Origin of the sequence: Peribacillus sp. NPDC094092 (genome assembly GCF_050279365.1) — a bacterium.
Taxonomy (GTDB): Bacteria; Bacillota; Bacilli; order Bacillales; family DSM-1321; genus Peribacillus.
Genome location: NZ_JBNNUC010000004.1, coordinates 76,738 through 99,875 on the forward strand (window position 1 = coordinate 76,738; position 23,138 = coordinate 99,875).

The 23,138-nt window shown below is 38.8% G+C and carries 25 protein-coding genes and 1 riboswitch; of the genes, 1 reads left to right on the forward strand and 24 read right to left on the reverse strand.

The window, feature by feature from the left end:
• Positions 1 to 8 precede the first annotated feature (8 nt).
• Complete coding sequence (locus ACQKNS_RS18850) at positions 9 to 353, reverse strand: n-acetylglutamate synthase (protein ID WP_427644815.1); 345 nt, start codon at positions 351 to 353, stop codon at positions 9 to 11.
• A gap of 241 nt (positions 354 to 594) precedes the next feature.
• Between ACQKNS_RS18850 and ACQKNS_RS18855 the strand changes: the two genes are divergently transcribed.
• Positions 595 to 1,116 carry a DUF2179 domain-containing protein gene (locus tag ACQKNS_RS18855; RefSeq protein WP_427644816.1) on the forward strand — a complete coding sequence of 174 codons (522 nt, stop codon included), beginning with the start codon at positions 595 to 597 and terminating at the stop codon, positions 1,114 to 1,116.
• A gap of 41 nt (positions 1,117 to 1,157) precedes the next feature.
• Here ACQKNS_RS18855 and ACQKNS_RS18860 read toward each other — a convergent pair whose 3' ends face one another.
• The 23 genes from ACQKNS_RS18860 to ssuE form a co-directional block, all read right to left on the reverse strand.
• Entirely contained in the window at positions 1,158 to 1,436 is a 279-nt protein-coding gene (locus ACQKNS_RS18860) for an HNH endonuclease (protein WP_427644817.1), read from the reverse strand.
• Positions 1,437 to 1,451: 15 nt separating this feature from the next.
• Positions 1,452 to 1,856, reverse strand: a complete 405-nt coding sequence (locus ACQKNS_RS18865; RefSeq protein WP_427644818.1) for a cytosolic protein — start codon at positions 1,854 to 1,856, stop codon at positions 1,452 to 1,454.
• Between the two features lie 63 nt (positions 1,857 to 1,919).
• Positions 1,920 to 2,675: an exodeoxyribonuclease III gene (locus ACQKNS_RS18870; protein ID WP_427644819.1), complete on the reverse strand. Its 756-nt coding sequence runs from the start codon at positions 2,673 to 2,675 to the stop codon at positions 1,920 to 1,922.
• Positions 2,676 to 2,750: 75 nt separating this feature from the next.
• Positions 2,751 to 4,256 (reverse strand): cardiolipin synthase, encoded by a 1,506-nt coding sequence (cls, locus tag ACQKNS_RS18875; protein ID WP_427644820.1) that lies wholly within the window; start codon positions 4,254 to 4,256, stop codon positions 2,751 to 2,753.
• A gap of 126 nt (positions 4,257 to 4,382) precedes the next feature.
• A complete protein-coding gene (glgA, locus tag ACQKNS_RS18880; RefSeq protein ID WP_427644821.1) occupies positions 4,383 to 5,819 on the reverse strand; it encodes a glycogen synthase GlgA in 1,437 nt (478 codons plus the stop codon).
• A 16-nt stretch (positions 5,820 to 5,835) separates the two neighbouring features.
• On the reverse strand, positions 5,836 to 6,942 hold the full coding sequence (gene glgD, locus ACQKNS_RS18885; RefSeq protein ID WP_427644822.1) for a glucose-1-phosphate adenylyltransferase subunit GlgD: 1,107 nt from the start codon (positions 6,940 to 6,942) through the stop codon (positions 5,836 to 5,838).
• Between the two features lie 21 nt (positions 6,943 to 6,963).
• Positions 6,964 to 8,130: a glucose-1-phosphate adenylyltransferase gene (locus tag ACQKNS_RS18890; RefSeq protein ID WP_098369561.1), complete on the reverse strand. Its 1,167-nt coding sequence runs from the start codon at positions 8,128 to 8,130 to the stop codon at positions 6,964 to 6,966.
• A complete protein-coding gene (glgB, locus tag ACQKNS_RS18895) occupies positions 8,130 to 10,070 on the reverse strand; it encodes a 1,4-alpha-glucan branching protein GlgB (RefSeq protein ID WP_427644823.1) in 1,941 nt (646 codons plus the stop codon). The genes ACQKNS_RS18890 and glgB overlap by 1 nt, the downstream gene beginning before the upstream one ends.
• 247 nt (positions 10,071 to 10,317) lie before the next feature.
• Positions 10,318 to 11,331, reverse strand: coding sequence for a glycoside hydrolase family 15 protein (locus ACQKNS_RS18900; protein ID WP_427644824.1), 1,014 nt, complete (start codon positions 11,329 to 11,331; stop codon positions 10,318 to 10,320).
• A gap of 327 nt (positions 11,332 to 11,658) precedes the next feature.
• Positions 11,659 to 11,985 (reverse strand): AzlD domain-containing protein, encoded by a 327-nt coding sequence (locus ACQKNS_RS18905; protein ID WP_427644825.1) that lies wholly within the window; start codon positions 11,983 to 11,985, stop codon positions 11,659 to 11,661.
• Positions 11,976 to 12,716 (reverse strand): AzlC family ABC transporter permease, encoded by a 741-nt coding sequence (locus ACQKNS_RS18910; protein ID WP_427644826.1) that lies wholly within the window; start codon positions 12,714 to 12,716, stop codon positions 11,976 to 11,978. The genes ACQKNS_RS18905 and ACQKNS_RS18910 overlap by 10 nt, the downstream gene beginning before the upstream one ends.
• Before the next feature lie 30 nt (positions 12,717 to 12,746).
• A complete protein-coding gene (locus ACQKNS_RS18915) occupies positions 12,747 to 13,265 on the reverse strand; it encodes a mismatch-specific DNA-glycosylase (protein ID WP_427644827.1) in 519 nt (172 codons plus the stop codon).
• Between the two features lie 741 nt (positions 13,266 to 14,006).
• Positions 14,007 to 14,906, reverse strand: coding sequence for a sulfite exporter TauE/SafE family protein (locus ACQKNS_RS18920; protein ID WP_427644828.1), 900 nt, complete (start codon positions 14,904 to 14,906; stop codon positions 14,007 to 14,009).
• Between the two features lie 154 nt (positions 14,907 to 15,060).
• Positions 15,061 to 15,693 (reverse strand): NAD(P)-binding protein, encoded by a 633-nt coding sequence (locus ACQKNS_RS18925; protein ID WP_427644829.1) that lies wholly within the window; start codon positions 15,691 to 15,693, stop codon positions 15,061 to 15,063.
• On the reverse strand, positions 15,674 to 16,435 hold the full coding sequence (locus ACQKNS_RS18930; RefSeq protein WP_427644830.1) for a sirohydrochlorin chelatase: 762 nt from the start codon (positions 16,433 to 16,435) through the stop codon (positions 15,674 to 15,676). The genes ACQKNS_RS18925 and ACQKNS_RS18930 overlap by 20 nt, the downstream gene beginning before the upstream one ends.
• Complete coding sequence (gene cobA / locus ACQKNS_RS18935; RefSeq protein WP_427644831.1) at positions 16,435 to 17,211, reverse strand: uroporphyrinogen-III C-methyltransferase; 777 nt, start codon at positions 17,209 to 17,211, stop codon at positions 16,435 to 16,437. The genes ACQKNS_RS18930 and cobA overlap by 1 nt, the downstream gene beginning before the upstream one ends.
• Before the next feature lie 19 nt (positions 17,212 to 17,230).
• Positions 17,231 to 17,446, reverse strand: coding sequence for a DUF3906 family protein (locus ACQKNS_RS18940; RefSeq protein WP_260288293.1), 216 nt, complete (start codon positions 17,444 to 17,446; stop codon positions 17,231 to 17,233).
• Between the two features lie 20 nt (positions 17,447 to 17,466).
• Positions 17,467 to 19,092, reverse strand: coding sequence for a nitrite/sulfite reductase (locus ACQKNS_RS18945; protein ID WP_427644832.1), 1,626 nt, complete (start codon positions 19,090 to 19,092; stop codon positions 17,467 to 17,469).
• A 16-nt stretch (positions 19,093 to 19,108) separates the two neighbouring features.
• A complete protein-coding gene (gene cysC, locus ACQKNS_RS18950) occupies positions 19,109 to 19,708 on the reverse strand; it encodes an adenylyl-sulfate kinase (RefSeq protein WP_427644833.1) in 600 nt (199 codons plus the stop codon).
• 43 nt (positions 19,709 to 19,751) lie between these two features.
• On the reverse strand, positions 19,752 to 20,900 hold the full coding sequence (sat, locus tag ACQKNS_RS18955) for a sulfate adenylyltransferase (RefSeq protein ID WP_427644834.1): 1,149 nt from the start codon (positions 20,898 to 20,900) through the stop codon (positions 19,752 to 19,754).
• Between the two features lie 29 nt (positions 20,901 to 20,929).
• Positions 20,930 to 21,634, reverse strand: a complete 705-nt coding sequence (locus tag ACQKNS_RS18960; protein ID WP_427645139.1) for a phosphoadenylyl-sulfate reductase — start codon at positions 21,632 to 21,634, stop codon at positions 20,930 to 20,932.
• A gap of 183 nt (positions 21,635 to 21,817) precedes the next feature.
• On the reverse strand, positions 21,818 to 21,961 hold the full coding sequence (locus ACQKNS_RS18965) for a YezD family protein (protein ID WP_082609336.1): 144 nt from the start codon (positions 21,959 to 21,961) through the stop codon (positions 21,818 to 21,820).
• Positions 21,962 to 22,131: 170 nt separating this feature from the next.
• Positions 22,132 to 22,240, reverse strand: a riboswitch (SAM riboswitch).
• Between the two features lie 268 nt (positions 22,241 to 22,508).
• Positions 22,509 to 23,042 (reverse strand): NADPH-dependent FMN reductase, encoded by a 534-nt coding sequence (ssuE, locus tag ACQKNS_RS18970; protein ID WP_427644835.1) that lies wholly within the window; start codon positions 23,040 to 23,042, stop codon positions 22,509 to 22,511.
• Positions 23,043 to 23,138: the final 96 nt, after the last annotated feature.

Genomic DNA, 23,138 nt, shown 5'->3' on the forward strand with positions numbered 1-23,138 from the left:
GTAAATTGTTATTTTTTCACTTCTTCAATGATGGAATGTCCTTCAGTCTGTTCGAGATCTGACCATTTCCATTTTTCATGCAAACGTATCCTTCCATCAGGCAGCATTTCAGGGGTGGAAAGGCAGCTGCCTCCTCTAATTTCCCCTTTTTCATTGATATGATTATACCTGAATTCCAGAGATCCATCCAGATTGACAAGCCCTATTAATGTCCCTTTTACAATCTCTCCGCCCTGATAACTTGCTGAAAGAATTGAGCCATCTTGTGAATAGTGGAAAGAAGTATTTCCCGACACTTCTCCATTTTCAGAATTGACTTTAGCTTTGAATATCCGACCATCATAATTAAACATAATCATTCCCCCATATGATTTAATAAGGATAATGATACCAAATTAACAAAAAAAAGAATATTGAAAAACCTTAAGGGATTTTAATTCTGTGTCGGTGTGAATGACACAAAAAATACATAATATTCCCCATTGAATTCCGCTATTAGATTGTGGTTAGATTATGGAAGATGTTACTTATGGAATGAACAATCCCCAAGTTGAAACGTCTAATCAAACAAGAAGATGTTGGTGAGGTGCTCAAGTGAAAGAAATACTTCTGATTCTATTATTACAACTTATTTATGTTCCGATTTACACGTTGCGAACCATTTTCTTAGTGAAAAATATTACCATACTTGCCTCGATACTTGGTATAGCAGAAATGTTAATATACGTTTTTGGTTTATCCCTGGTATTTGGCGGTGACCAAAGCATACTCGCCATGGTTGTATATGCAGTCGGTTTTGGAATCGGAATAATTTTTGGTACGAAAATTGAGCAAAAACTTGCTATCGGTTTTATTAATGTAACCGTTAATACGCAAACCAAAAATGAACATTTGGTAGATACACTGAGGAACAACGGATTTGGTGTAACTCTTTATACGGGCGAGGGCAGGGATAGCAACCGTTATCGCATGGAAATTTTGACAAAACGCAATCGGGAACAAGAATTGATAGCAACCGTAGAAAAGTTTGAACCTAAAGCTTTCATCATTTCATATGAACCTCGTTTTTTTAAAGGTGGGTTTTTGTTGGACCGGTTGAAAAATAAAGCAAGCTGAATGAAATGCAAAAGCCCATCTTTAAAAGATGGGCTTTTGCATTATTTCGTTTTTGATTTCCTAATTTTCACTGCCCTCGTTACCGGTTGTTTTTTAATCCACTTTAAGTATTTTTTTAATGCTTCATCATCTTTCAGCAAAAGCACGGAATATAGCCGGATAGCCAGCTCTCGGTTTGAATACAGGGCGTGAATCTGTTTGTGACAAGATTTACAGAGATAGGCAATGGGTAAATGGCTGCCGCCTAATTCTCTAGGTGTTAAATGATGGATGGTCAGTTCTATCTCATCCCTATCACAAAGCTCACAAGTACCTTTCATCTCATTATTCGCCCGTTAAGGCTTTACGGATTTTCCTTCTTCAACAATATGAAACATCAAATGGGCAAGATGGTGGATAGGTCCATACTCTTCATTGTCATCATCTTCTTCATCCTCCACTTCCACTTCATCCATCCCTTGTAAATAAAGTGCCATGAACTCATAAAAATCATTTTTAGTAAAGGAGTAACAATCACTTGGTTCCTGACTATCTTCTTCATATTGTAAAACAAGATGGGATAAATCACCCTCATCATCTTCAGCATCAAAAAAAACGAAATACCCGATATTTGTATCCAGTTCAAATAATCTGCGAAAACCGCGTGATGTTGATTTTTCAAACTCGGCCGACGTCAATTTTTGCACTTGCATGCTGTCTACATTATCTTCCTGATGAAAGCCTACGATAAATGTGTTCATAATCTAACCTCCTGATGAATATGGATAACCATTAGTATCCCCATTTAACCGAATTTATTCGATTTAGAGGTTTGTTTCCAAGACAACAGGACAATGATCGCTGCCCATGACATCGCAGTGAATGTTAGCCTCTATTAAAGAATCCGCCATACGTTGTGAAACAATGAAATAATCGATTCTCCACCCGATATTCCGCTCTCTCACTTTAGCCATATATGACCACCAACTATAGGCATCTTCCCGGTCCGGATAAAAATGGCGAAAAGTATCGATAAACCCTGCATCAAGTAATTCAGTCATTTTTCCTCGCTCTTCGTTAGTGAAACCGGAATTCCCTATATTGGTTTTTGGGTTTTTTAAGTCTATTTCCCGATGCGCGACATTAAGGTCCCCACAAAAGATAACCGGCTTCACCAAGTCCAGTTCTTTAAGATAATTTATCATCTCATCTTCCCATTCAAGACGGTAATTCAGCCTGGATAGATCCCTTTTTGCATTGGGTGTATAAACATTCACCATATAAAATTTCTCGAATTCCAGTGTTATGATCCTGCCTTCCGGCTCCTCGTCCAGCTCCCCTACACCATATTTAACGGAAAGCGGTTTTTCCTTCGTGAAAATTGCCGTACCGGAATATCCTTTTTTCAATGCATAATTCCAATATTGATGGTACCCTTCCAACTCAAGTGAAATCTGCCCTTCTTGTAGCTTAGTTTCTTGAAGGCAAAAAATATCTGCATCCACATCTTTAAAGTAATCTAAAAATCCTTTTTTTACACAAGCCCTTATTCCATTCACATTCCAGGAAACCAATTTCATATTTTCTTTAATTCTCCTTATGGCCAATTAATTTCTTTACATTTCAACTATACTATTTATCTGCTATTTTTCCCATTAGAGTACATTAGAAAACAATCTGGCAAATGATTCTTTTGAACGTTCCAGTAAACCACGCTTGTTATACCCGATAGGATCTAGTTTGTCACTATCCATCATATCCACTTTGTAATGAATGATGAGATCTTCAATGGAACGGCTGCCCATAAGAAAGACATTGACTTCAAAATTCAGATGAAAACTTCTCATATCCATATTTGCCGTTCCTATGGAAGCCATATCACCATCAACGATAATAAGTTTCTGATGTAGGAAACCCTTTTTATACAAATAAACCTCTACACCGAATTGTAGAAGCTCCCCGAAATAAGAGCGACTCCCATATTGGGTTAAAAACCCATCATTTATTGCCGGAACCATAAGCCTTACCTGTATCCCCTTAATTGCGGCGTGTTTAATGGCTGCCCTGATCGCTTGATTTGGTACGAAGTATGGACTTGCAATCCAGATTGAATCAGTTGCATTTGTGATAAGTGAATAGTAATAATCACTCATGATTCCCTGTTGTGTATCAGGTCCGCTTGCTACCACCTGAACAGCTCCATCCCCTTGTTCCACTTTATTCTTGAATTCTGGACGTTCTTGCAATACATCTTCCCCGCTGACATATTCCCAATCCAAAAGGAAAACAGTATGAAGCATAAATACCGCTTCACCTTTAAGTACCATATGTGTATCTCTCCAAAAACCAATGTTTTTATTTCGGCCTAAATATTCCTCTCCTACGTTTAAACCTCCAACAAAGCCAACTTCCCCATCTATGATGATGATTTTACGGTGATTCCTGAAATTAAACTTTTGATTGAAGAATCCGTGTTTCAGTGGCGAAAAAGGATATGCTTTTATCCCCGCATTTTTCATCCGTTTAACTTCATTCTTTGCAAGGCTTAAACTTCCGGCTGCATCAAAAATGAATAAAACTTCCACACCATTTTTTGCTTTTTCAATAAGGATATCAATAATTTCAGTACCAAGCCTGTCGGATCGAAAAATATAATATTCAATATGGATGAATTTCTCAGCTTTTTTTAACTGTTTTATGATTTCTGTAAACGTTTCATTACCATTTTTCAATACTTCCGTTTGCGATGATGTACTAATGATGGTCTCAGAAGCATTTTTGGCAAAAGCTGCGAATGATTGCTGATGATTATTCAAGAACGATAAATCTGGAGATGATACCTGTGTGACAAGACTCTTCCATTCTTCACGATCTTTTTTCCTTTTACTTCGAAATAAATATCCCTTTATATAGAGCTGACCTGAGAATAGATAAAATACATATCCAAATACCGGGAAAAACAAAAGCACATACATCCACAAAAGGGTCTCGTGGGCAAATCTATTTTCAAGCATCAGTGAAAATATAGTAATAAACATGACCAAAATATATAATCCAATAAAAAATAGCTTCACGTCGAAGCTAACTTGAGTGAACAGGATCATATAGAGTGAAGCGATTAAAATAAATAAAAATACAAATTCCATTCTTCTTCTTTTCATCTTTTCATTCTCCTACACAACAATATTTATATATATCTATACATATACCCATATATGATGGTAAAAGAAACAAAACACTTACGAAAATAATATTCGCAAGTGCTTTGTGTATTACCTATACAATTATCACTTCATGACAGGAATCAAACTATCATACAGCTCAATGTACTTTAAGGAAGATGATGTCCAACTGAAGTCTAACTTCATTGCACTTTCGGCCATTTTCCTCCATCTTTTCGGCTGGAATTTGTATAGTCCAACAGATTGCTCAATGGTATGAAGCATATCGTGTGCATTATAATTCGTAAAACTGAAGCCATTGCCTTCACCAGTAAATTGATTATACGGTATGACCGTATCACGTAGTCCGCCAGTTTCCCTCACTAAAGGCAGAGTACCATAACGCAACGCCAAAAGCTGCCCGATACCACATGGTTCGAATTGTGACGGCATAAGGAATAAATCAGAGCCTGCATATATCCTTCTTGCTAAACCCTCATCAAAATATGTATTGACTGATACCTGATTTGGATATTGGTCAGCTAAATGGCGAAATGCCGATTCATATTGCTCATCACCCGTACCTAAAAGAATGAATTGAACTCCTTGGTTCATCATTTGATGAAAAACATGGAGAATAAGATCAATTCCTTTTTGATCAACAAGCCTGGTTACCATGGATAGAACCGGGACCCGATCATTTACAGGTAGATCCAGCGATTCCTGTAGCTGACGCTTATTCTCCATTTTGCCCTCATAGGAATCAAATGGAACAGCAAGATGTTCATCTTCCGCCGGATTATATTCCTCATAATCGATTCCGTTGATAATTCCTTTAAGGTCGCCATTTCTCTTGCGTAAAAACCCATCAAGATTTTCCCCGAAATAAGGACTTTGTATTTCTTCTGCATAACTTGGGCTTACAGTTGTGACAATGTTAGAAAAAGCTAGGCCGGCTTTCAAATAGCTTACATTTCCATGAAATTCAAGACCATCGATATTAAAATATAACTCACTCAAATCGAGTAATTCAGCTAAAACAGCTTTAGGATAAACTCCTTGATAGCGTAAATTATGTATAGTAAATATCGTTTTAATGTCCCGATAGAATGGATGATTACTATAATGAGCTTTCAGCAAAACGCTGACAAGGCCGGTTTGCCAATCATGACAATGTATGACATCCGGCTTTACTTCTAAATAAGGTAAAGCCTCTAAAATTGCACGGGAAAAGAAGGCGAACCTTTCGCCATCATCAAAGAAACCATAACTACCATGTCTTTTGAAGTAATATTCATTATCCAGAAAATAATATGTAATTCCATTAGCAACAAGTTTTTCGATGCCACAGAATTGCTGGCGCCAACCAACAGGAACTTCAATACTCGTCATATGTTCCAATTCCTGTTTGAATTGGTTAGGAAGATCCCCATATTTAGGAAGGATGACACTTACATGGACTCCCTGTTTTTTCAGCGCTTTCGGGAGCGCGCCTATAACGTCTCCGAGCCCTCCCGTTTTTATAAAAGGGGCGCATTCTGAAGCAGCAAATACAACATTCATTGCCGCACCTCCTCTATTAAATTATTTCCGCTTTTTTTATTACAGTAGGCTGTTTTAATCCAATTACTGATTTTTCAGTAGTAATTCTCACTTCTTTATCAGTTATGACATTTTCAACGATGGCCCCTTCTTCAATCACGCCTTTTTGCATGATGATGCTATTTCTTATAATAGCACCCTTTTTCACCTTTACCCCACGGAAGAGTATACTGTTTTCGACAGTCCCTTCAATATCACAACCGTTGGCAATCAATGAATTAGTCACCTTCGAAGAACTTGAATATTTGGTTGGTGCCTCATGTTTGATTTTTGTATAAACATCCCAAGTATCCCCAAAGAAAGAACGGATTACCGAAGGGTTCAGGAAATTCATATTACTGGAATGAAAGCTTTCAATGGAATGGATGAATGGCATATCTCCAGTAAAATTATAGCCTTTGACTGTAAAGCGATGAAGATTTGCTTTCACAGCGTCTTTCAAAAAGTCATATTCCCCACTGGCAACACAGCTTTTGATCAAGTTCACCAATAGCGTTTTACTTATGACGAAGGTTTCTAGACAAACATGGTCACCAGGTCTAGGGATGGTATAAAAGCTAATGTCGGTAATGTCTTCATCCGTATTCACCGAGCAAGTGTGATAGATTGGTTTTTCTATCAATTCCCCTACATAATCCTTATATACGACTGTGATATCCGCTTTTTGTTTTTTGTGATAATCAAGCACTTCATTAAAATCCAATTTACATACATGGCTTCCAGGTGAAATGATGACAGTATCTGCCTCTGCACGTTCGAAAAATTTAAGATGATCATGAAATTGTTTCATATCACCCGTTACCGTTTCATCCGGATGGATAGGGGGCAGGATGTATAAGCCTCCTGAACGCCGTGCCAAGTTCCATTCTTTACCTGAGCCAAGATGATCCATAACAGAAAGATACTTTTCTTTTGGAAAAACGGCTACTTTTGATACATCTGCATTAATGAGATTCGACATCGTGAAGTCAATCAAACGGTAGCGTCCACCAAATGGCACGGATGCTACATTTCGGTGCGCAGTCAGATCTTTTAAATGTTGTCTTTCGTTGATTAAGTTAATAATACCCAACACATTTTCCATAGCATCTTCCCCTTTTTCTAGTTAAGAGTGAGTGATCTTTTTCTTGTTTGGATTGATAATGGTCTGATTTTCACCAATTAAGGTAATATCGGATGTAATCGCTGAATTGCCAACTATGGCACCATCTTCTATAACACAATTGCTGGCTATGATGCTTCTTTCTATATGAACGTTTTCACCAATCGTGACATTAGGCATGATGACTGAATCTTTTATGGTTGACCCATAGCCAACCTGAACATTATAGGATAATACCGAATGTTCAATTTTCCCATGTATCATGCAGCCTTCATTGATAAGCGACTGACTGACCTCGGCATCCGGCGATATATATTGCGGCGGATGATTTGCATTGCGGGCAAAAATTTTCCATTGCTGATCATCCAACTGGAAATTTGGCGTGTCCTCCAATAAGTCCATATGTGCCTGCCAAAGGCTTTCGACCGTTCCAACATCTTTCCAATAATCATTAAAACGATAGGCATATAGCTTTTTTCGGTCTTCAAGCATCTTTGGAATGATGTTGCTGCCGAAATCATTGGAAGAATTTTCATCCTTTTCATCATTTATTAAATACTTTCTTAGGGTTTTCCACTTGAAAAGGTAAACTCCCATTGAAGCAAGGTTACTCTTTGGATACTTTGGTTTTTCATCGAATTGAGTGATCTTATCATCATCATTGGTATTCATGATCCCGAAACGACTTGCTTCCTGCCATGGGACTTGAATCACAGCTATAGTTGCCTCTGCATTTTTTTCGATGTGATAATCCAGCATTTTACTGTAATCCATCTTATAAATATGGTCACCAGAGAGAATCAGTACATGTTCCGGATCATAGTTATCAATATATTGGATATTTTGATAAACGGCGTTTGCCGTCCCTTTATACCATTCACCGCCTTCTTTCCCTTGATAAGGGGGAAGTACGGAAACTCCGCCAACATCCAGATCAAGGTCCCAAGCTTTGCCATTACCAACATAATCATTTAGAATCAATGGCTGGTATTGGGTCAGTACCCCAACCGTATCAATACCAGAATGAGTGCAGTTACTTAATGGAAAATCGATGATTCTATATTTACCGCCAAAGGGAACAGCTGGTTTTGCCAAACCGATTGTCAATTCACCTAACCTTGAACCCTGGCCTCCTGCCAATAACATTGCTATCCATTTTTTCGCTCCCATTATTCGTTCACTCTCCCCCGTCTTTTTTTTGTTTGCTTCATAAAAATAGAAATGCCTAATGGAGGTACTGTTATTTCCATGCTGAATGGTTGATTATGGTATGGTTCCTTTTTGACATTAATGGGTTCTTCATTGATCTTACCCGATCCTCCGAAAGCTGCTGAATCACTGCTGAAAACCTCTATATATTTTCCCTGGGATGGTACCCCTATTTGATATTGAGCATGAGCCTCCGCGGAAAAATTACAGACAACAATGCAATAATCGCCTTTGCGTTTCCCTTTTCTCATAAAGGTAATGATACTCTGTTTACTATTGTTAGGATCAATCCACTCAAATCCCTCCTGGACATGATCCAGTCTCCATAGTGAGGATGATTGCCTATAGAAATCCTGAAGGGTACGGAAGTAATAGGCCAGCTTTTCGTGGGATTCATATTCCAAAAGTAGCCAATCCAATTGTTCCTCATCTTTCCATTCTATGAACTGGCCAAATTCACCGCCCATAAATAGAAGCTTCTTTCCAGGATGTGTCATGAAATACCCAAAGAGTAAGCGTAGATTGGCGAATTTCTGCCAATAGTCACCTGGCATCTTATTCAATAAAGACTTCTTGCCATGAACCACTTCATCATGTGAAAAGGGCAATACGAAATTTTCTGAAAAAGCATAGAAAAAAGAAAATGTTAAGAGACTATGATGATTTGGCCTTTCCCCCGTTTCAAGTTTCATATAACGAAGGATATCGTTAGTCCATCCCATATTCCATTTGTAATTAAAGCCCAAGCCGCCTATATCGGTAGGAGATGTTATAAGTGGCCGGTCTGTTGCTTCTTCAGCCATCATTAATGCATTGGGATATTTCTTGAAAACCACTTCGTTAAGTTTTTGCAAAAATTGTATGGCTTCCAGGTTTTCCTCACCGCCAAACTGGTTTTTCAGCTTGATCGGCAATGGATTATCATGATTTAAGTAAACCATTGAAGATACCGCATCGACACGGATCCCATCAATATGGTATACATCCATCCAAAACATAACATTTGATATAAGGAAACTGATTACTTCCGGTTTGGTGAAATCAAAGTTGTATGTCCCCCATAAAGGGCGATCTGCTCTAGTATGATCAATTGGTTCATAGAGAGGCGTACCATCGAAACGGGAAAGTCCATGCGCGTCTTTACAAAAATGGGCGGGAACCCAGTCAAGAATTACACCTATGCCCTTTTGGTGGCAAAGGTTAATTAAATATTTAAAATCTTCCGGTGAGCCGTAACGACTGGTTACAGAATAATAGCCCGTGACTTGGTATCCCCACGATTTATCAAATGGGTGTTCCATTATGGCCATGATTTCAATATGTGTAAAACTATTATCAATCACATAATCAATCAATCTATCAGCCAATTCACGGTACGAATAAAACTCGCCATCTTCTTTCTGTTTCCATGTTCCTGGGTGCACTTCATAAATAGACATGGGTTTATGATAAATATTTTCCTTTTTCCTATCAGCTATCCACTTCGAATCTTGCCATTCAAAATTATCCAGCCTTTTAATGACCGAGGCTGTATTTGGTCTGACTTCCGAATAAAAGGCATATGGATCGGCTTTTAGGATTCGTTTATTTCCAGGTGTATGTATTTCGTATTTATAGAGTTCCCCTTCTTGTAGTCCTGGTACGAACAACACCCAGATACCTGATCGCTCGATCCGTTTCATCGCATGATCTTTTCCGTCCCAATTATTAAAATTACCGACTACTGAAACTTGCTTGGCATGGGGGGCCCAAACGGCGAAGCGTACTCCTTCTTTACCTAATGATGTTACAATGTGTGCCCCAAGCATTTTATAGCTTTCATAAAGGGTGCCTTCATGAAACAAATACAAATCGAAATCGCTTGGATAAATCTCTTGTAGCTGGTCAATAATTGTACTCAATAAAACCCCTCCATCAGTATTAACTCGATAGTTTTTTACCTATCCTTCCCCAGTTATTATATATATTCGCTGAAAATGATATTAATCCTTCAAATGGAGGTGAAGATATTGTTATAAATAGCCGTTTTTTTGTAGATTAAAACATTTTTTAAAGAAAAATATACATTTATTGTAAAAATATTATTATACCAATAAAAGCTCTCCCCATTTTTTTGGAAAGAGCTTTAAGGTATCATGTATGAATGCTTCATGTTATTTGTTCAGTTCGAATCATGGAAGTCTTCGTCAAAAATAAATAGGACAATGAAACTGACCATGCCAAAGGAGTATTCTTATTTGGAATATTACTGCCCCCTATATATAATTCTGGTACTTCCCAATTATCCGGTATGATCATTTTCGTTTTATCTATATATTCCTTAACTTTATTCATCATTCCAAGTTCAAGGTAGCATAAGCCCAACCACGGAAGCCCGAAACACCATTCCGCTTCTTGACCGGCATTATAATAAAGGTCCATTTCATATCTTATACAACCATTTGTTCTTTCAAGGCGCTCTGTGACATTCTTCAATATTTTAAGTGCTATTTCACGGTCTACCAGCCGATAAGGATAAATTAAGGATAAAAGGGCTAAATCCGTCTCTTTTGAATAGCTTTCCCTTGGAAGCAAGAAACGAAGGGTTTCTTCTCCTTTTTTAATCAGTTCTTCCTTAACGTTGACCAGCATTTTGACAGAATTCAAACCAGCAACACATGCACCTATGCTTGAAGCGTGGATTTCTATATTTTCTTCCCACATCCCGTTATCTTCCGACTGCCAATAATGCAGGCATTCCAAGTAATTGACCAACTTTTGAACAATTTGTAAATCACGTTGATTTCTAATCACCTTTTTACCATTCCTATATCCTTCACCGACACCCCATAAAAAGGCCCCTATCGCATCATTCTGGGCATGGCCCCACTCATCGGGCAGTTCTTTAAGCTCAGTGGAATACCTTGAATGGATATGTTCAAATAGAAACTGGGGTTTTTGTTCCGTATGAATATCTATCTTCCACTCATAGGATTGAAATAAGTCGAATAAAGCATGATATGCTTTCTCGTAACGATTGGATGGATCATTTATAAAAGGCATTACTGTATAAACGACATCCCTAATCCAGACATAATTATAATCATCGGAAACGCTTGCTGTATATGCGCCATTAGGAAGCCGCATGCGATCAAGAACCTCTAGTGCACCATTCACATTCATTTATTGAGCACCTCCATAGTTATTTTGCTTATTCCCATTGTTGACAGACTCCCATTTTCTAAACATTTGCTGTTGCAATTTCAATTAGAAGCGCTTTCAATTCAGCTGACCAAAATCATTTTTCAGAAGTACATTCACCATAGTTTATGTAACCACTGCCCTTTTTGATAATCAAGCTTACACTGTTCATTAAAAAGCGTCATTTGCCTATCCGAAACCAGTTCAAAAAGCTGCCGGTCATGACAAATGTTCTTTGGAAAACAAAAACCCAGTAATGGCAATCCATTACTGGTTATATCGGCCTATCATTTAAATGTTTAGTACTTATTAAAAGAAAAATCGTAATATCATCAAAGATAGAACACCAATCATAACCGTCCCCAAAAGACTCCTCGTAAAAATGGCAACCAGGAACGCCGGTAAAGCCGCGGCCAAATTCAACGCATTATCCTTAATTGAAAAGATCTGTTCCGATAATAGAAGTTCTTGTGCCAACAACGCCGCCAATACAGCCACTGGCACATGCTTTAGCCAATCGATGCCCCACTTTGGAATCTCCATTTTACTAAGAAGAACCAAAGGAACGACTCTAGGTATGAAAGTTACAATCGAAACCCCTACAATGACAGCAAGAATATATCCGCTTATTTCCACCTGCCGATCACCATCCCTATCGTTGAAGCTAAAACAGTCGCCACTATGACGCCAGTACTGCCTGGAAAGAAGAAACTTACTGCAACAACGAGTAATACGCTGCTAAAAGCGACTGTGAGATCTTTAAAAACGTCCTTTTTACTTAATATTTGCAAAACTAAAAGGCCGATAAACATCGCTGGCAGGGCGAAGTCCAGCCCATATTTTTCTGGATCAGGAATCCATTGGCCAAAGAAAGCGCCGGCCATATTAGCAATGAACCAATTTAAATAGGCTGCAAGATTCAGACCAAGCATCCATTGAAAATCAAGTTGGTTTCTCTTTTGTGCCGACGTGACGGCCACTCCAAACGCTTCATCAGTTAATAAGGCTCCGGTTATCAGGTTTTGTTTCAAACTGTGCTGCCTGAAATATGGAGCCAATGCAGCACTAAGTAATAGATGACGACTGTTAACAAAAAAAATCGTGAAAATTATAGCCGATACTGGATGACTTGCAGCTATCATCCCCGCAGCTATGAATTGACCAGAACCTGCATAAAGTAAAAGCGACATAAGTGCCACTTCAATCATACTTAACCCTGACGTTTTTTCGACGACCCCTGCAGCAAAACCGATACTTAGGTATCCCAATAATGAAGGAATGCAATCCTTTACTCCTTGCCAAAAGCCTTCCCCATTATTGGCCTCGGAATATCCATCGCTTTTCCATTCAGCACTATCTTGACTCATATATTTCCACCCTTGTTTTAATAAGTTCCTTCAATTGCTTTTCAGCTTGCTAAGCAAAATTGGCAACTCACTATATATTTCGATGATCTCTTCCATCGGCATTCTAACTAAACCGCTGGAAGAAGGGGCAACGAATTCAATGGTCTCATTCAATGAAGGCTCTTCTTGCAGGCCCCAAGAGATTTTTCGTAATTGACGATATTCCTGATAGACACCCTTGCCTACAAAACAGACGAGTTTAGGTTTAAACTTTTCAATTTTGCTTTTTAATTGCTTCCTTCCTATTATGTACTCTTCTTTAGTGATTTCGTCCGCACCTTTTGTAGGCCTGGAAACGATATTCGTAAAACCATAGCCTAAATCAAGTAAAGACGAGTCTTCAGTTGGTTCGTATTTCCTTGGAGTCAACCCGGACTCGAATAGGATTTTCCAAAAGCGATTGTTTGGATTGGCATAATGATGGCCAGTCTCGCCTGAACGAATGCTTGGATTGAAACCTACGAACAAAATATCCAAATCTTCCTTTAAATGATCAGAGATGCCCTCCATATTAAAACTCCTTTTTTAAATTTGCTATTTAATCATTGTACAAAACTAAAAAATATTTAACTACCTTTTCCGGCATTTCCACAAATAAAAACGTTTTGAAAAAATGAATGGTGATAGCTAAATAATATAGGTGAAAACCTGACAAACTGAATATTAAAAAACTATTGTTCCTAAAAATCCCTTTCGTAACTCTTCACGGGACACACTCCCGTTACAGTTTACTAATGCCGCGGTATCAGCTAGTGAACCGGAAAAAACATATACAAACATTTTCCCCAATGAATATTTCAGTAAAGGACGGTGAATAAACCTCCATCAACCAAATCCGGATGGATTTAAATTCAATAGTAAAAAAATATATACAAACGCTTATATATTATATGAATGTACAATTCAACCATTTGAACTAAAGACAGGCCGTAAATTATGGATTTGCTGCTGTTCTAAAATTATTAAAACACTTACGATCGCTGACTTTTTTTTGGGAAACTATGATTCTTTTGTTAGGAGAATAGACTGGGGGCTTAAATCTCTCGTTAATTAAGAAAGTTAAAAAAATGGGGCCGGAAAATAAATGAATCTATTACATAGGATCAAGAACCCTCATTAAAACAGCATCAACTTAAAAGGGGGAATCGAATCGGGCAAATGACTTTACTCGTAGGTATATATGTACCTACGAGTTTTGAGTTACGTTTCTGAATAACCTTTTGTGTATACTGCTTCTTTCAAGCCCGGGAATCAGGAAACATTCTGCCGTTGTTCGATATGAGCATGTTTTCTCGCATTGGACATCTTATTGAAGGTAAGAAGAATTCCAGAAAGCCATATTAACACTATGCCTGTATATATATAGATATGGGCTTCAATCGGAATCCATGTAGTTAATAATGTTCTTACATTGATTAAGATAATGAAACCACCCACTAAAACACCCATTAATTGAGCAGGAAGCATTCTTACGAGCCAGGCTGCAATTGGTGCGGCAACCACGCCACCAATTATCAATGCTACAACCCAAAGCCAATTGACAGCCTCCCATCCAAGCGAAATGATAAAACCAAGACTTCCGAAAAATGCAATGGCAAATTCACTCGTATCTACAGTCCCTACGGCTTTCCTTGCCGTCATTCCCTTTTTTGACAATAAAATCGGCGTTGCAATCGGTCCCCAACCGCCTCCGCCTGTTGCATCACAAAAGCCTGCAAAAAGGCCTAACGGGATGGATTGTTTCGCGGTCAATGGCTTTACGATTTCATTTTCCTTCGACGGTTTAAAAATAAATAAAAAGCGGAATAAAACGTATACACCCAGACCAAATAAAAATATGGCAATATACGGTTTTGCTAATTCCGCTGGTAGGTTGCTCAGGAAACATGCACCTACAAATGCACCAACAGAACCTGGAATGATCAAGCGATAGACCATATTTCTATCCACGTTCCCAAATTTTATATGCGAAGCTCCGGATACTGCTGTTGTCACTACTTCCGATAAATGAACGGATGCGGATGCTACTGCAGGGGCAATCCCGAATGTCAACAATAAGGAAGTGGAACTCACTCCATACCCCATTCCAAGCGAACCATCGATTAATTGGGCTAAAAACCCGATAAAGGCTAAAACGATTAACTTTTTCATGACATTCCCCTTTTTTTACTAAAATAGAACCTAAATAACACCGACCCGACGATACCGTTTGCGTATATAAATCATTTAGATTTCCGTTAAGACACAAAGAGGCACCTAACCAAAATGAAATGACATGTTGGTTAGGTGCCTTCAGTTTTTCTGATCAGCCCAATGATATATTTTCTTCAGCTTCTACTGGTAAAAGCCTAGCTAAAAAACGATATCTTTCTTTTAGGGAATATTTATAAATATCCTCTATTGAATCTTTCAATAACTTGGATTTTTCCTCTTTTGTAAATGAACCATTCTTTATTATCATCCTTGCTTCAAAAAGGAATTCAAGATATTCTTCATAGGATTCATCATATACTTTACCTAAGTCATTCCGAATTTTTTTTGCGAGCGTTGGACTTGCTCCATTGGTAGAGACACTTATGGAAAGCATGCCCCTATTCAAAGTCGCAGGAATATGAAAATTACCCAGCTCATGATTACTGATTACGTTCACCAGCTGGCTTTCGGATGCATTCTCGTAAACTCGTTCATTAACTTCAGTAGAGTTTGTTGCAACAATGATTAAAAACGCATCTTTATAGTCTGTTTCATCCACTTCTTTAAGTAAAACCCGAATCTTGCCTTCTTTCTCCAACAGTTGAAACCCTGGGCATATCTCGGGGCTTACGACTGTCACTTCAGCACCAGCTTCCAATAATGGGCCCGCTTTAAAGTAACCTATTTTACCACCGCCGATGATGACACACTTTCTGTTCTCGATATTAAGCGTAATTGGATACATAAGCTCCCTCCCCACTCACTTCATGAATTCGTTCCGATATGGCTTTTTCAATCTTTGGGTGATAACCTAGGTATCGGCAAAGTATGAATTTCTGCTTCCCCTTTTTTTTGATCATTTTTATACTATTTTCGATGGACTGCATTAAGAGACCGGTAAACAATAGGTAAGGAATGATAAATACTTGGTTTGAGCTTGATCCCTGTGCAAATTCCAATGCTTCTCCAAAACTTGGTGTAGCAGCTGTCAAATAACACTCTTGCACACAGATTTTTGGAAACCTATTCCTTAGCAAATCGGCCAATCGGGACAAATCCCTTTTCACGTCTGGATCACTGCTTCCCCTTCCAACCAATAAAACCAAGGAATCCTCCGTAATCTTTACCTTTGTTTCCTCCAACCGCTCCACTAGAATGTCAACCATTTTATCACTGACACCAATCGGCCTTCCGTATTTCAAGTCAATGGCAGGGTACCGGTCTTTCATTTTGTTCAATATGACTGGAATATCATGTTTTGCATGTACAGCTGTTAGCAATAGAACTGGAATGGCAATGATTCTCGTCGCACCTTTTTGCACACATCGTTCGTAGGCTTCTTCAATCGTAGGAGTTTCCAATTCCAAGAAGCAATACTCTTGAATGGAATTGGGCTGCGCTTGCATACAAACTTTAATAAAATCAATGGCTTGGGCTGACGCTTCTTTAACCCGGCTTCCATGGCAAATATATAAAATGGCTTCCATTAAAAGGCCTCATTCGCCAACAAATTTTCAGTTTGTTTTCCTTCAAACCATTTGATTTTTTCTCGCAAATTAACAACATCGCCCACGACTATCATGCAAGGATTCGAAATCTGTTCGTTATTGGCGGTTTCAACTACATTAGCCAACGTACTGACAGCTGTTTTTTGCGTTTTTAATGTCCCCCAGTGAATAAGGGCTACCGGAGTCTCAGGACTTTTTCCATGCTCCAAAAGTTTTCCTTGAATATATGGCAGGTTTTTAACGCCCATGTAAATGGCTAATGTATCGATTCCTTTTGCAAGGGATTCCCATTGGATATTATCCTCTTCATCCTTTTTCCGATGACCGGTAACAATTGCAAATGATGAAGCGTGGTCCCTATGTGTAACTGGAATTCCCGCATAAGCTGTAGCGGCAATTCCAGCCGTAATTCCTGGTACGATTTCAAAGCTCACGCCACTTTTGGCAAGGGCTTCCGCTTCCTCCCCGCCTCTCCCAAAGACGAAAGGATCCCCGCCTTTCAACCGAGTGACTATTTTTCCCTTTTTTGCATATTTGACAAGGAATCGATTGATGGTATCCTGCTGCAACAAATGATAATCCGGCAGTTTACCGCAATTAATTAGCTCTACACCGTCTTTTGCATGATTCAATAGTTCTTTATTGACAAGTCGATCATATAAAATGACATCAGCTTCTTGGATGCATTTTAATCCTTTTAATGTAATTAAATCTGGATCTCCGGGACCGGCTCCTACTAGATATACTTTCCCCATTTTTGCAACCTGCCTTCCCTTAGAGAATTGTTTCGAATTCCGATAAAACGAAACCTGCTCCATTTTTAATTTTCCTTTTTTCATATAATGAGATGTCATCCACTTCGGGCAATTTCAAATAATGCTTTTCCAGTTCGATATCAACAAGTTCAAACGCCTTTTCATCTGAATCGGCAACAATGATGACATGGATTGGTTTTTCCTTGATAGTGACTTCAAAACGGTATAGATTCATGGAATACTTACCTTCCCCTATTAAACGGCCACTCCCGCTAATATATCATCAAGTTTACTTTGTAACTCGTCTACCCCTACCCTTTCCACAAAATCGAGAAAGGTTTCTGAAGGTAGTTTTGTTTCTTTGAAATATAGGATCATTTCTTTCAGAACATGATAGAGCTGCTCTGCTTCCACTTTTCCTTTAAGTTTTTCATTGAACTTCCCGCCCTCGTCCAGCGTTCCTCCAACGTATATTTCAAAAGCTTCGACCATCTTTTTGTCCTGGTTTTTCATTTTTATGCCTTGCAGCCCTATTTCGGCGATGGCTCTTTGACCGCAATTATTCGGACAACCGACCATGTGCATCCTTACAGGTACATCAAGATCTATTTCCTTGTCCAGTGATTCAGAAATGGTCCTCATTCGGTTTTTTGTTTCAACAAGCGCCAGGTTGCAATACTCGATGCCTGTACAAGAAACGGAATATCCAATGAATTTCTTTGGTTGATATGGAAATCTTTCAAAAATGGATTCCTGCTTTAATTCCTCAAGTTTTGCATCCGGCACATTTGGAATGATCAGATTTTGAGAATTACAGTTACGGATTTCACCAGTTCCATATTTTTTCGCAAGTTCGGCAAACTCGATCACTTCGTCTGGATTTAGACGACCAACTGGTATATTGACGCCAACATAGTTAAGACCATCTTGTTTTTGTTTATGGATGCCATAGAAATAACCTGCATTCCATCCCTTCACCGCACTATCTCCCTTTTCAGGTAGCGGTCCGGTGTATTCCAGCAATTTTTCCTTGAATTGTTCAGGACCCCAGTCAGCGACTAGGAATTTCAATCGCGAGCGATGACGCTTTTCACGGTAACCAAAGTCACGGAATATCGTCGTGATGGCTGCCGCTACTTCCACTGTTTTTTCAGGTAAAATGAATAAATCAAGTTCTTCTGCCAGCATCGGGACGGAGGAAAGCCCCCCGCCTACTTTCACGTGAAAACCAACTTCCGTTACTCCATCGATTTCTTTAGTTGCTGGATTGAATGAAACACAGTTGATTTCAGCATTTGAAGCATTCTGGATATTAGCACTGATGGACATTTTATATTTCCTCGGAAGGTTCGAATAGTCTTCGTTAAGGCGGAAATACTCAAATACATCATAAAGGACCTCGCGTGTATCAAAAAGTTCATCAGGATCGATGCCTGCCAATGCATTCCCGATGATATTACGTGTGATATCACCACAAGCACCAGCCGTAGTCAGTCCAACCTTTTCCAAACGATTTAAGATATCCGGGACTTGTTCGATAGTCAGCCAGTGGAATTGAATGGCTTGACGGGTTGTAATGTCATATACATCCCTCCCGTAATCTTTAGCGATGTTAGCTAGAGTTATTTGTTGATCATACGTCAGGATACCTCCAGGAATCACGACACGCATCATCCAGTAACCAGCTTCTTTTGGCCGTTGCAGGTATAGACCTGCCCACTTGAACATATCCCAATTCTCTTTAGGGATGGAATCAAAACCATTTGCTGCGTAATGTGGAATATCATCGAATATCTTCAATCCGTCTTTTTCCAATTTCCAGATTTCCGTTTTATTTTTAGCGATTAGTGGATTCTCCGACCAAAATTTCTCGTAAACCATTACTTTTCCTCCTTGATTAAATCGCTTTCTTTGCTGTCAAATAGCCGATAACCTGTTCAACGCACTCTTCAATGCTGTACTGGTCGGAATCTAAAATGATTTCCGGTTGTTCTGGTTCTTCATATGGAGAATCGATTCCGGTAAAATCTTTAATGATTCCTTTACGCGCTTTGTCATAAAGACCTTTTGGATCACGCACTTCGCACTCTTCGATAGGACACTTTATGTATACTTCAATAAACTCCCCTTCTTCGAGTAAATCACGTACAATCTGCCGATCTGCCCTGAACGGGGATATGAAGGCTGTCAATACGAACTGCCCACTATCCACGAATAACTTGGAAACCTCACCGATCCGCCTAATGTTCTCGGTTCGATCCTCTTCAGAAAAACCTAAATCATTATTTAAACCGTGACGGATATTATCACCATCCAAAACATAACTTCGAATATTTCGATTATATAACTCTTTAGCCACCGCATTCGCAATCGATGATTTTCCGGATCCCGAGAGCCCTGTAAACCATAACACTGTGCTTTCATGCCCGTTTTGCTTCCGGCGGAGCTCCTTGGTCAATGACGTTTCATGCCAAGTGACATTCGTACTTTTACTCATATAATAATCCCCCTCTTCTCGTGTCCCTTCCATTTATGTCCAATCAATTAAAAACTTCATTCTTTTTTAGACCTTCGATCAGCACCTCGATGACCTCTTTACGGCTAAAGGTAGCTGGAGGAATTTCTCCATTACGCAACATTTCCCTTACCTTCGTTCCAGACAGGATGACATGGTCTTCCTTGCCGTGCGGACAAGTTTTAGCGGAGGCCATATTGCCACATGCTTTACAGTAAAAACTATGCTCAAAGAATAATAACGTGATCCCTAACTCATCGGCGTTAAAATTCCCAAAGATTTTTTGGGCATCATATGTGCCATAATAATCGCCCACACCCGCATGATCACGTCCGACGATAAAATGGGTGCAACCATAATTTTTACGGACCATCGCATGGAAAATGGCTTCCCTAGGTCCTGCATAACGCATGGCAGCAGGGAAAACTGCAAGGGAGACGCGATCCTTAGGATAATATTTTTCAAGCAGCACTTTATAGCTTTCCATTCTTACATCTGCTGGAATGTCATCGGATTTAGTGGCACCTACGAGAGGATTTAAGAATAAGCCGTCGACAATCTCCAATGCTGTCTTTTGAATGTATTCATGTGCACGGTGTACAGGGTTCCTCGTTTGGAAACCGACAACTGTTTCCCATCCTTTTTCAGCAAAAGCTTTCCTTGTCTCGGCAGGGTCCAGATAATTAGCTTGAAATAGCGGACGTTCTATTCTCTTGATTAATTTTATTTCCCCGCCGACATATACATCACCGCGGTTATATAAATTTTTTACTCCGGGATGCTTCTCATCATCCGTTTGATATACTAATGTAGCTTCCAATTGCTTATCTGGAGTGTAAATATCGGAAACGGTGAGAACCCCGTAAGTTTCACCTTCATGTGTCAACGTTACTTCTTCACCTATAGTAAGGGTTGCTGCAGTTTCTTCAGTCAAAGGCAACGTAATCGGGATGCTCCATACATGCCCGCTGCTAAGCCTCATATCCTTGACCACTGCCTCATAGTCACTTTTTGTAAAGAATCCTTTAATCGGACTGTAGGCACCAGTGCCTATCAATTCAAGATCACTTAAAGCAATTTCATCGATTTCGATTGATTTTGTTATTTTACTAAAATCATATTTTGGTTCCCAAAGATCGATTAATGTTCCTCCGTGCGGTAAACTGATTGTCATGCTATTTTCCCCCTATGGTTTCTATTTATTTAAGATAAGTGTAATCCGCATTCCGTTTTTTGGGCTCCTTGCCAACGGCCTGAGCGTAAATCATCTGCATTGAATGCAGGTGCTGTACACGTTTTACATCCAATGCTCGGATATCCATTATCATGCAGGATATTATATGGAAGTCCGTTTTTGTGGGCGTAGCGCCAAACATCTTTCCATGTCCAATGTATGAGTGGACATATTTTAACTGACTTGAACTTATTATCCTTATTGATATACTCGGTCTTAGCCCTTGTTTCGGATTGCTCCCTCCGAAGTCCCGAAAGCCATGCTGTTGCCGTTGAAAGCACATCGGTAAGCGGAATGATTTTACGGATGTTACAGCATTTATTGGAATCACTAAGCCATAATTCATCCCCATATTCCTCTGCCTGTTCCTCAAGCGTCAAGGCAGGTTTCTTCATTTCAATCGAAAGCTTTGGATAGCGCTTTTTCACTTGCTCGATCAATTGGTAAGTCTCCTCAAAATGAACATCCGTATCAAGGAAAACAATTTTTGCCGAAGGGTTGACCTTCGCCAATAAATCCGTTAGCACGATGCCTTCGATACCAAAACTGCAAGCATAAATCAGTTTGTTTCCATAATGGTCATTCGCCCATTGCAATACTTCCAAAGCCCCTTTTGTGTCACTGTCTTCAGGAAATGCAGGGAATTCCCCTGTATTGAAATTTTCATAGTTTATTAATCCAGCCAACTTTTGTAGCCCCCTCTAAAAACTTGCTGTATCAGGTTAGAGTAACTGATGATCAATTCCCGTTTTAATCTTCCCCAGTTTATTTGATTCTAGGAAAAAAGAGACGAATCTAACCAATACTCTCTTTATATCAGTTAAACCCGCCTCTAGTTTTTCTAGTCAGCAGATACCTTATTTAATTCTTAATTTTTCATTTCTTTCCATTTGAATGATTTTACCATCCTGGACAATAAGTGTAATGGATCCATATTTCATTGAGTTAAGCATTTCTTGAAGTCGTTCAAATATTTCTTCAAGCTGATTCTCTTTATTCAAACCAGTTCCTCCTTTAAGAAAATCCGCGAATATTTTATTTTCAACGCTGATTAAATGAATTTCTAAGTTTTATATAATTCCATACAACCTTACATTGTTATGGTTTGCTTGCAATTTTTCCAAAAACAAAAATCTTTCCATGATGGAAAGATCCCAAGGTAAATATCATTACCTTATCTTCCAAAATGATCAACATTTTGTTGGAGGTAGCACCTTGCATCCATCATGCAGGTTGCTGGACTTCAAAGGGCCAATTCCCTCCGTCGCTCTGGATAAGTTTTATTATTTTAAATATTAACATATATTTAATCCTTGTCAATGGAGTTTTCTTATAAAATAACTTGGTTTAATATTATGGATGAACTGCTATTTTTATACACACTATTCAATTAATGATTTTTTGTTCATTTAAATACGAAAATAGACTCGTTTTTTTAGATAATGTCTCCAAAAAAATGAGTCTATTTTCATTATTGATGCCTGTAATTACTTTAAAAAACATTTTCTAGAATTCCAGTCCTTTTTTATTAAGGCTTACTTGAAGTCATTAATTTCTTAACTGTATCGCTTCTACAAATTCTTGAACTTGACTCTGGACGCGATCAATTAATTGCGAATCATTAATCGGATTTTCTGAATTCTGTTTATCTATTTCCTTATCAACAAAATAAATGCCCTGCAGCGGCTCGCCTTTCAATATTGAGATCAATGGTTTAAGCGCATAGTCAATCGCCAATAGATGCCTGTTACTTCCACCAATCATGATCGGCAGAACCGGCTTACCCTTAAAGGCACCTTCAGGCAGCAAATCAATCAAGGCTTTTAATACACCTGTATAGGAAGCCTTATAAACCGGTGAACCAATGATGATTCCTCTAGCTGCTTGAATTCGCTCTGAAAGTTTTAAGATATCTTCGCTATTATATTTCCCTTGGAATAAATCATCCGCTGAGAAATCCGTAATTGAGAAATAAGCTGTTGTGAATCCTTCTTTTTCAACTAATGATTGAATATGTTTTAATGAAATGTCCGTTCTTGATGGTATAGCCGGACTTCCTGATAAAATGACGATATCGCTCATTTAATACCCCTCCATTGTTCATGATTTCCAGATAAAATCTTCGTAAAGCATTTCGTCCAGTATGCATTTATCGTAATAGTCTGAAAAATATAAGTC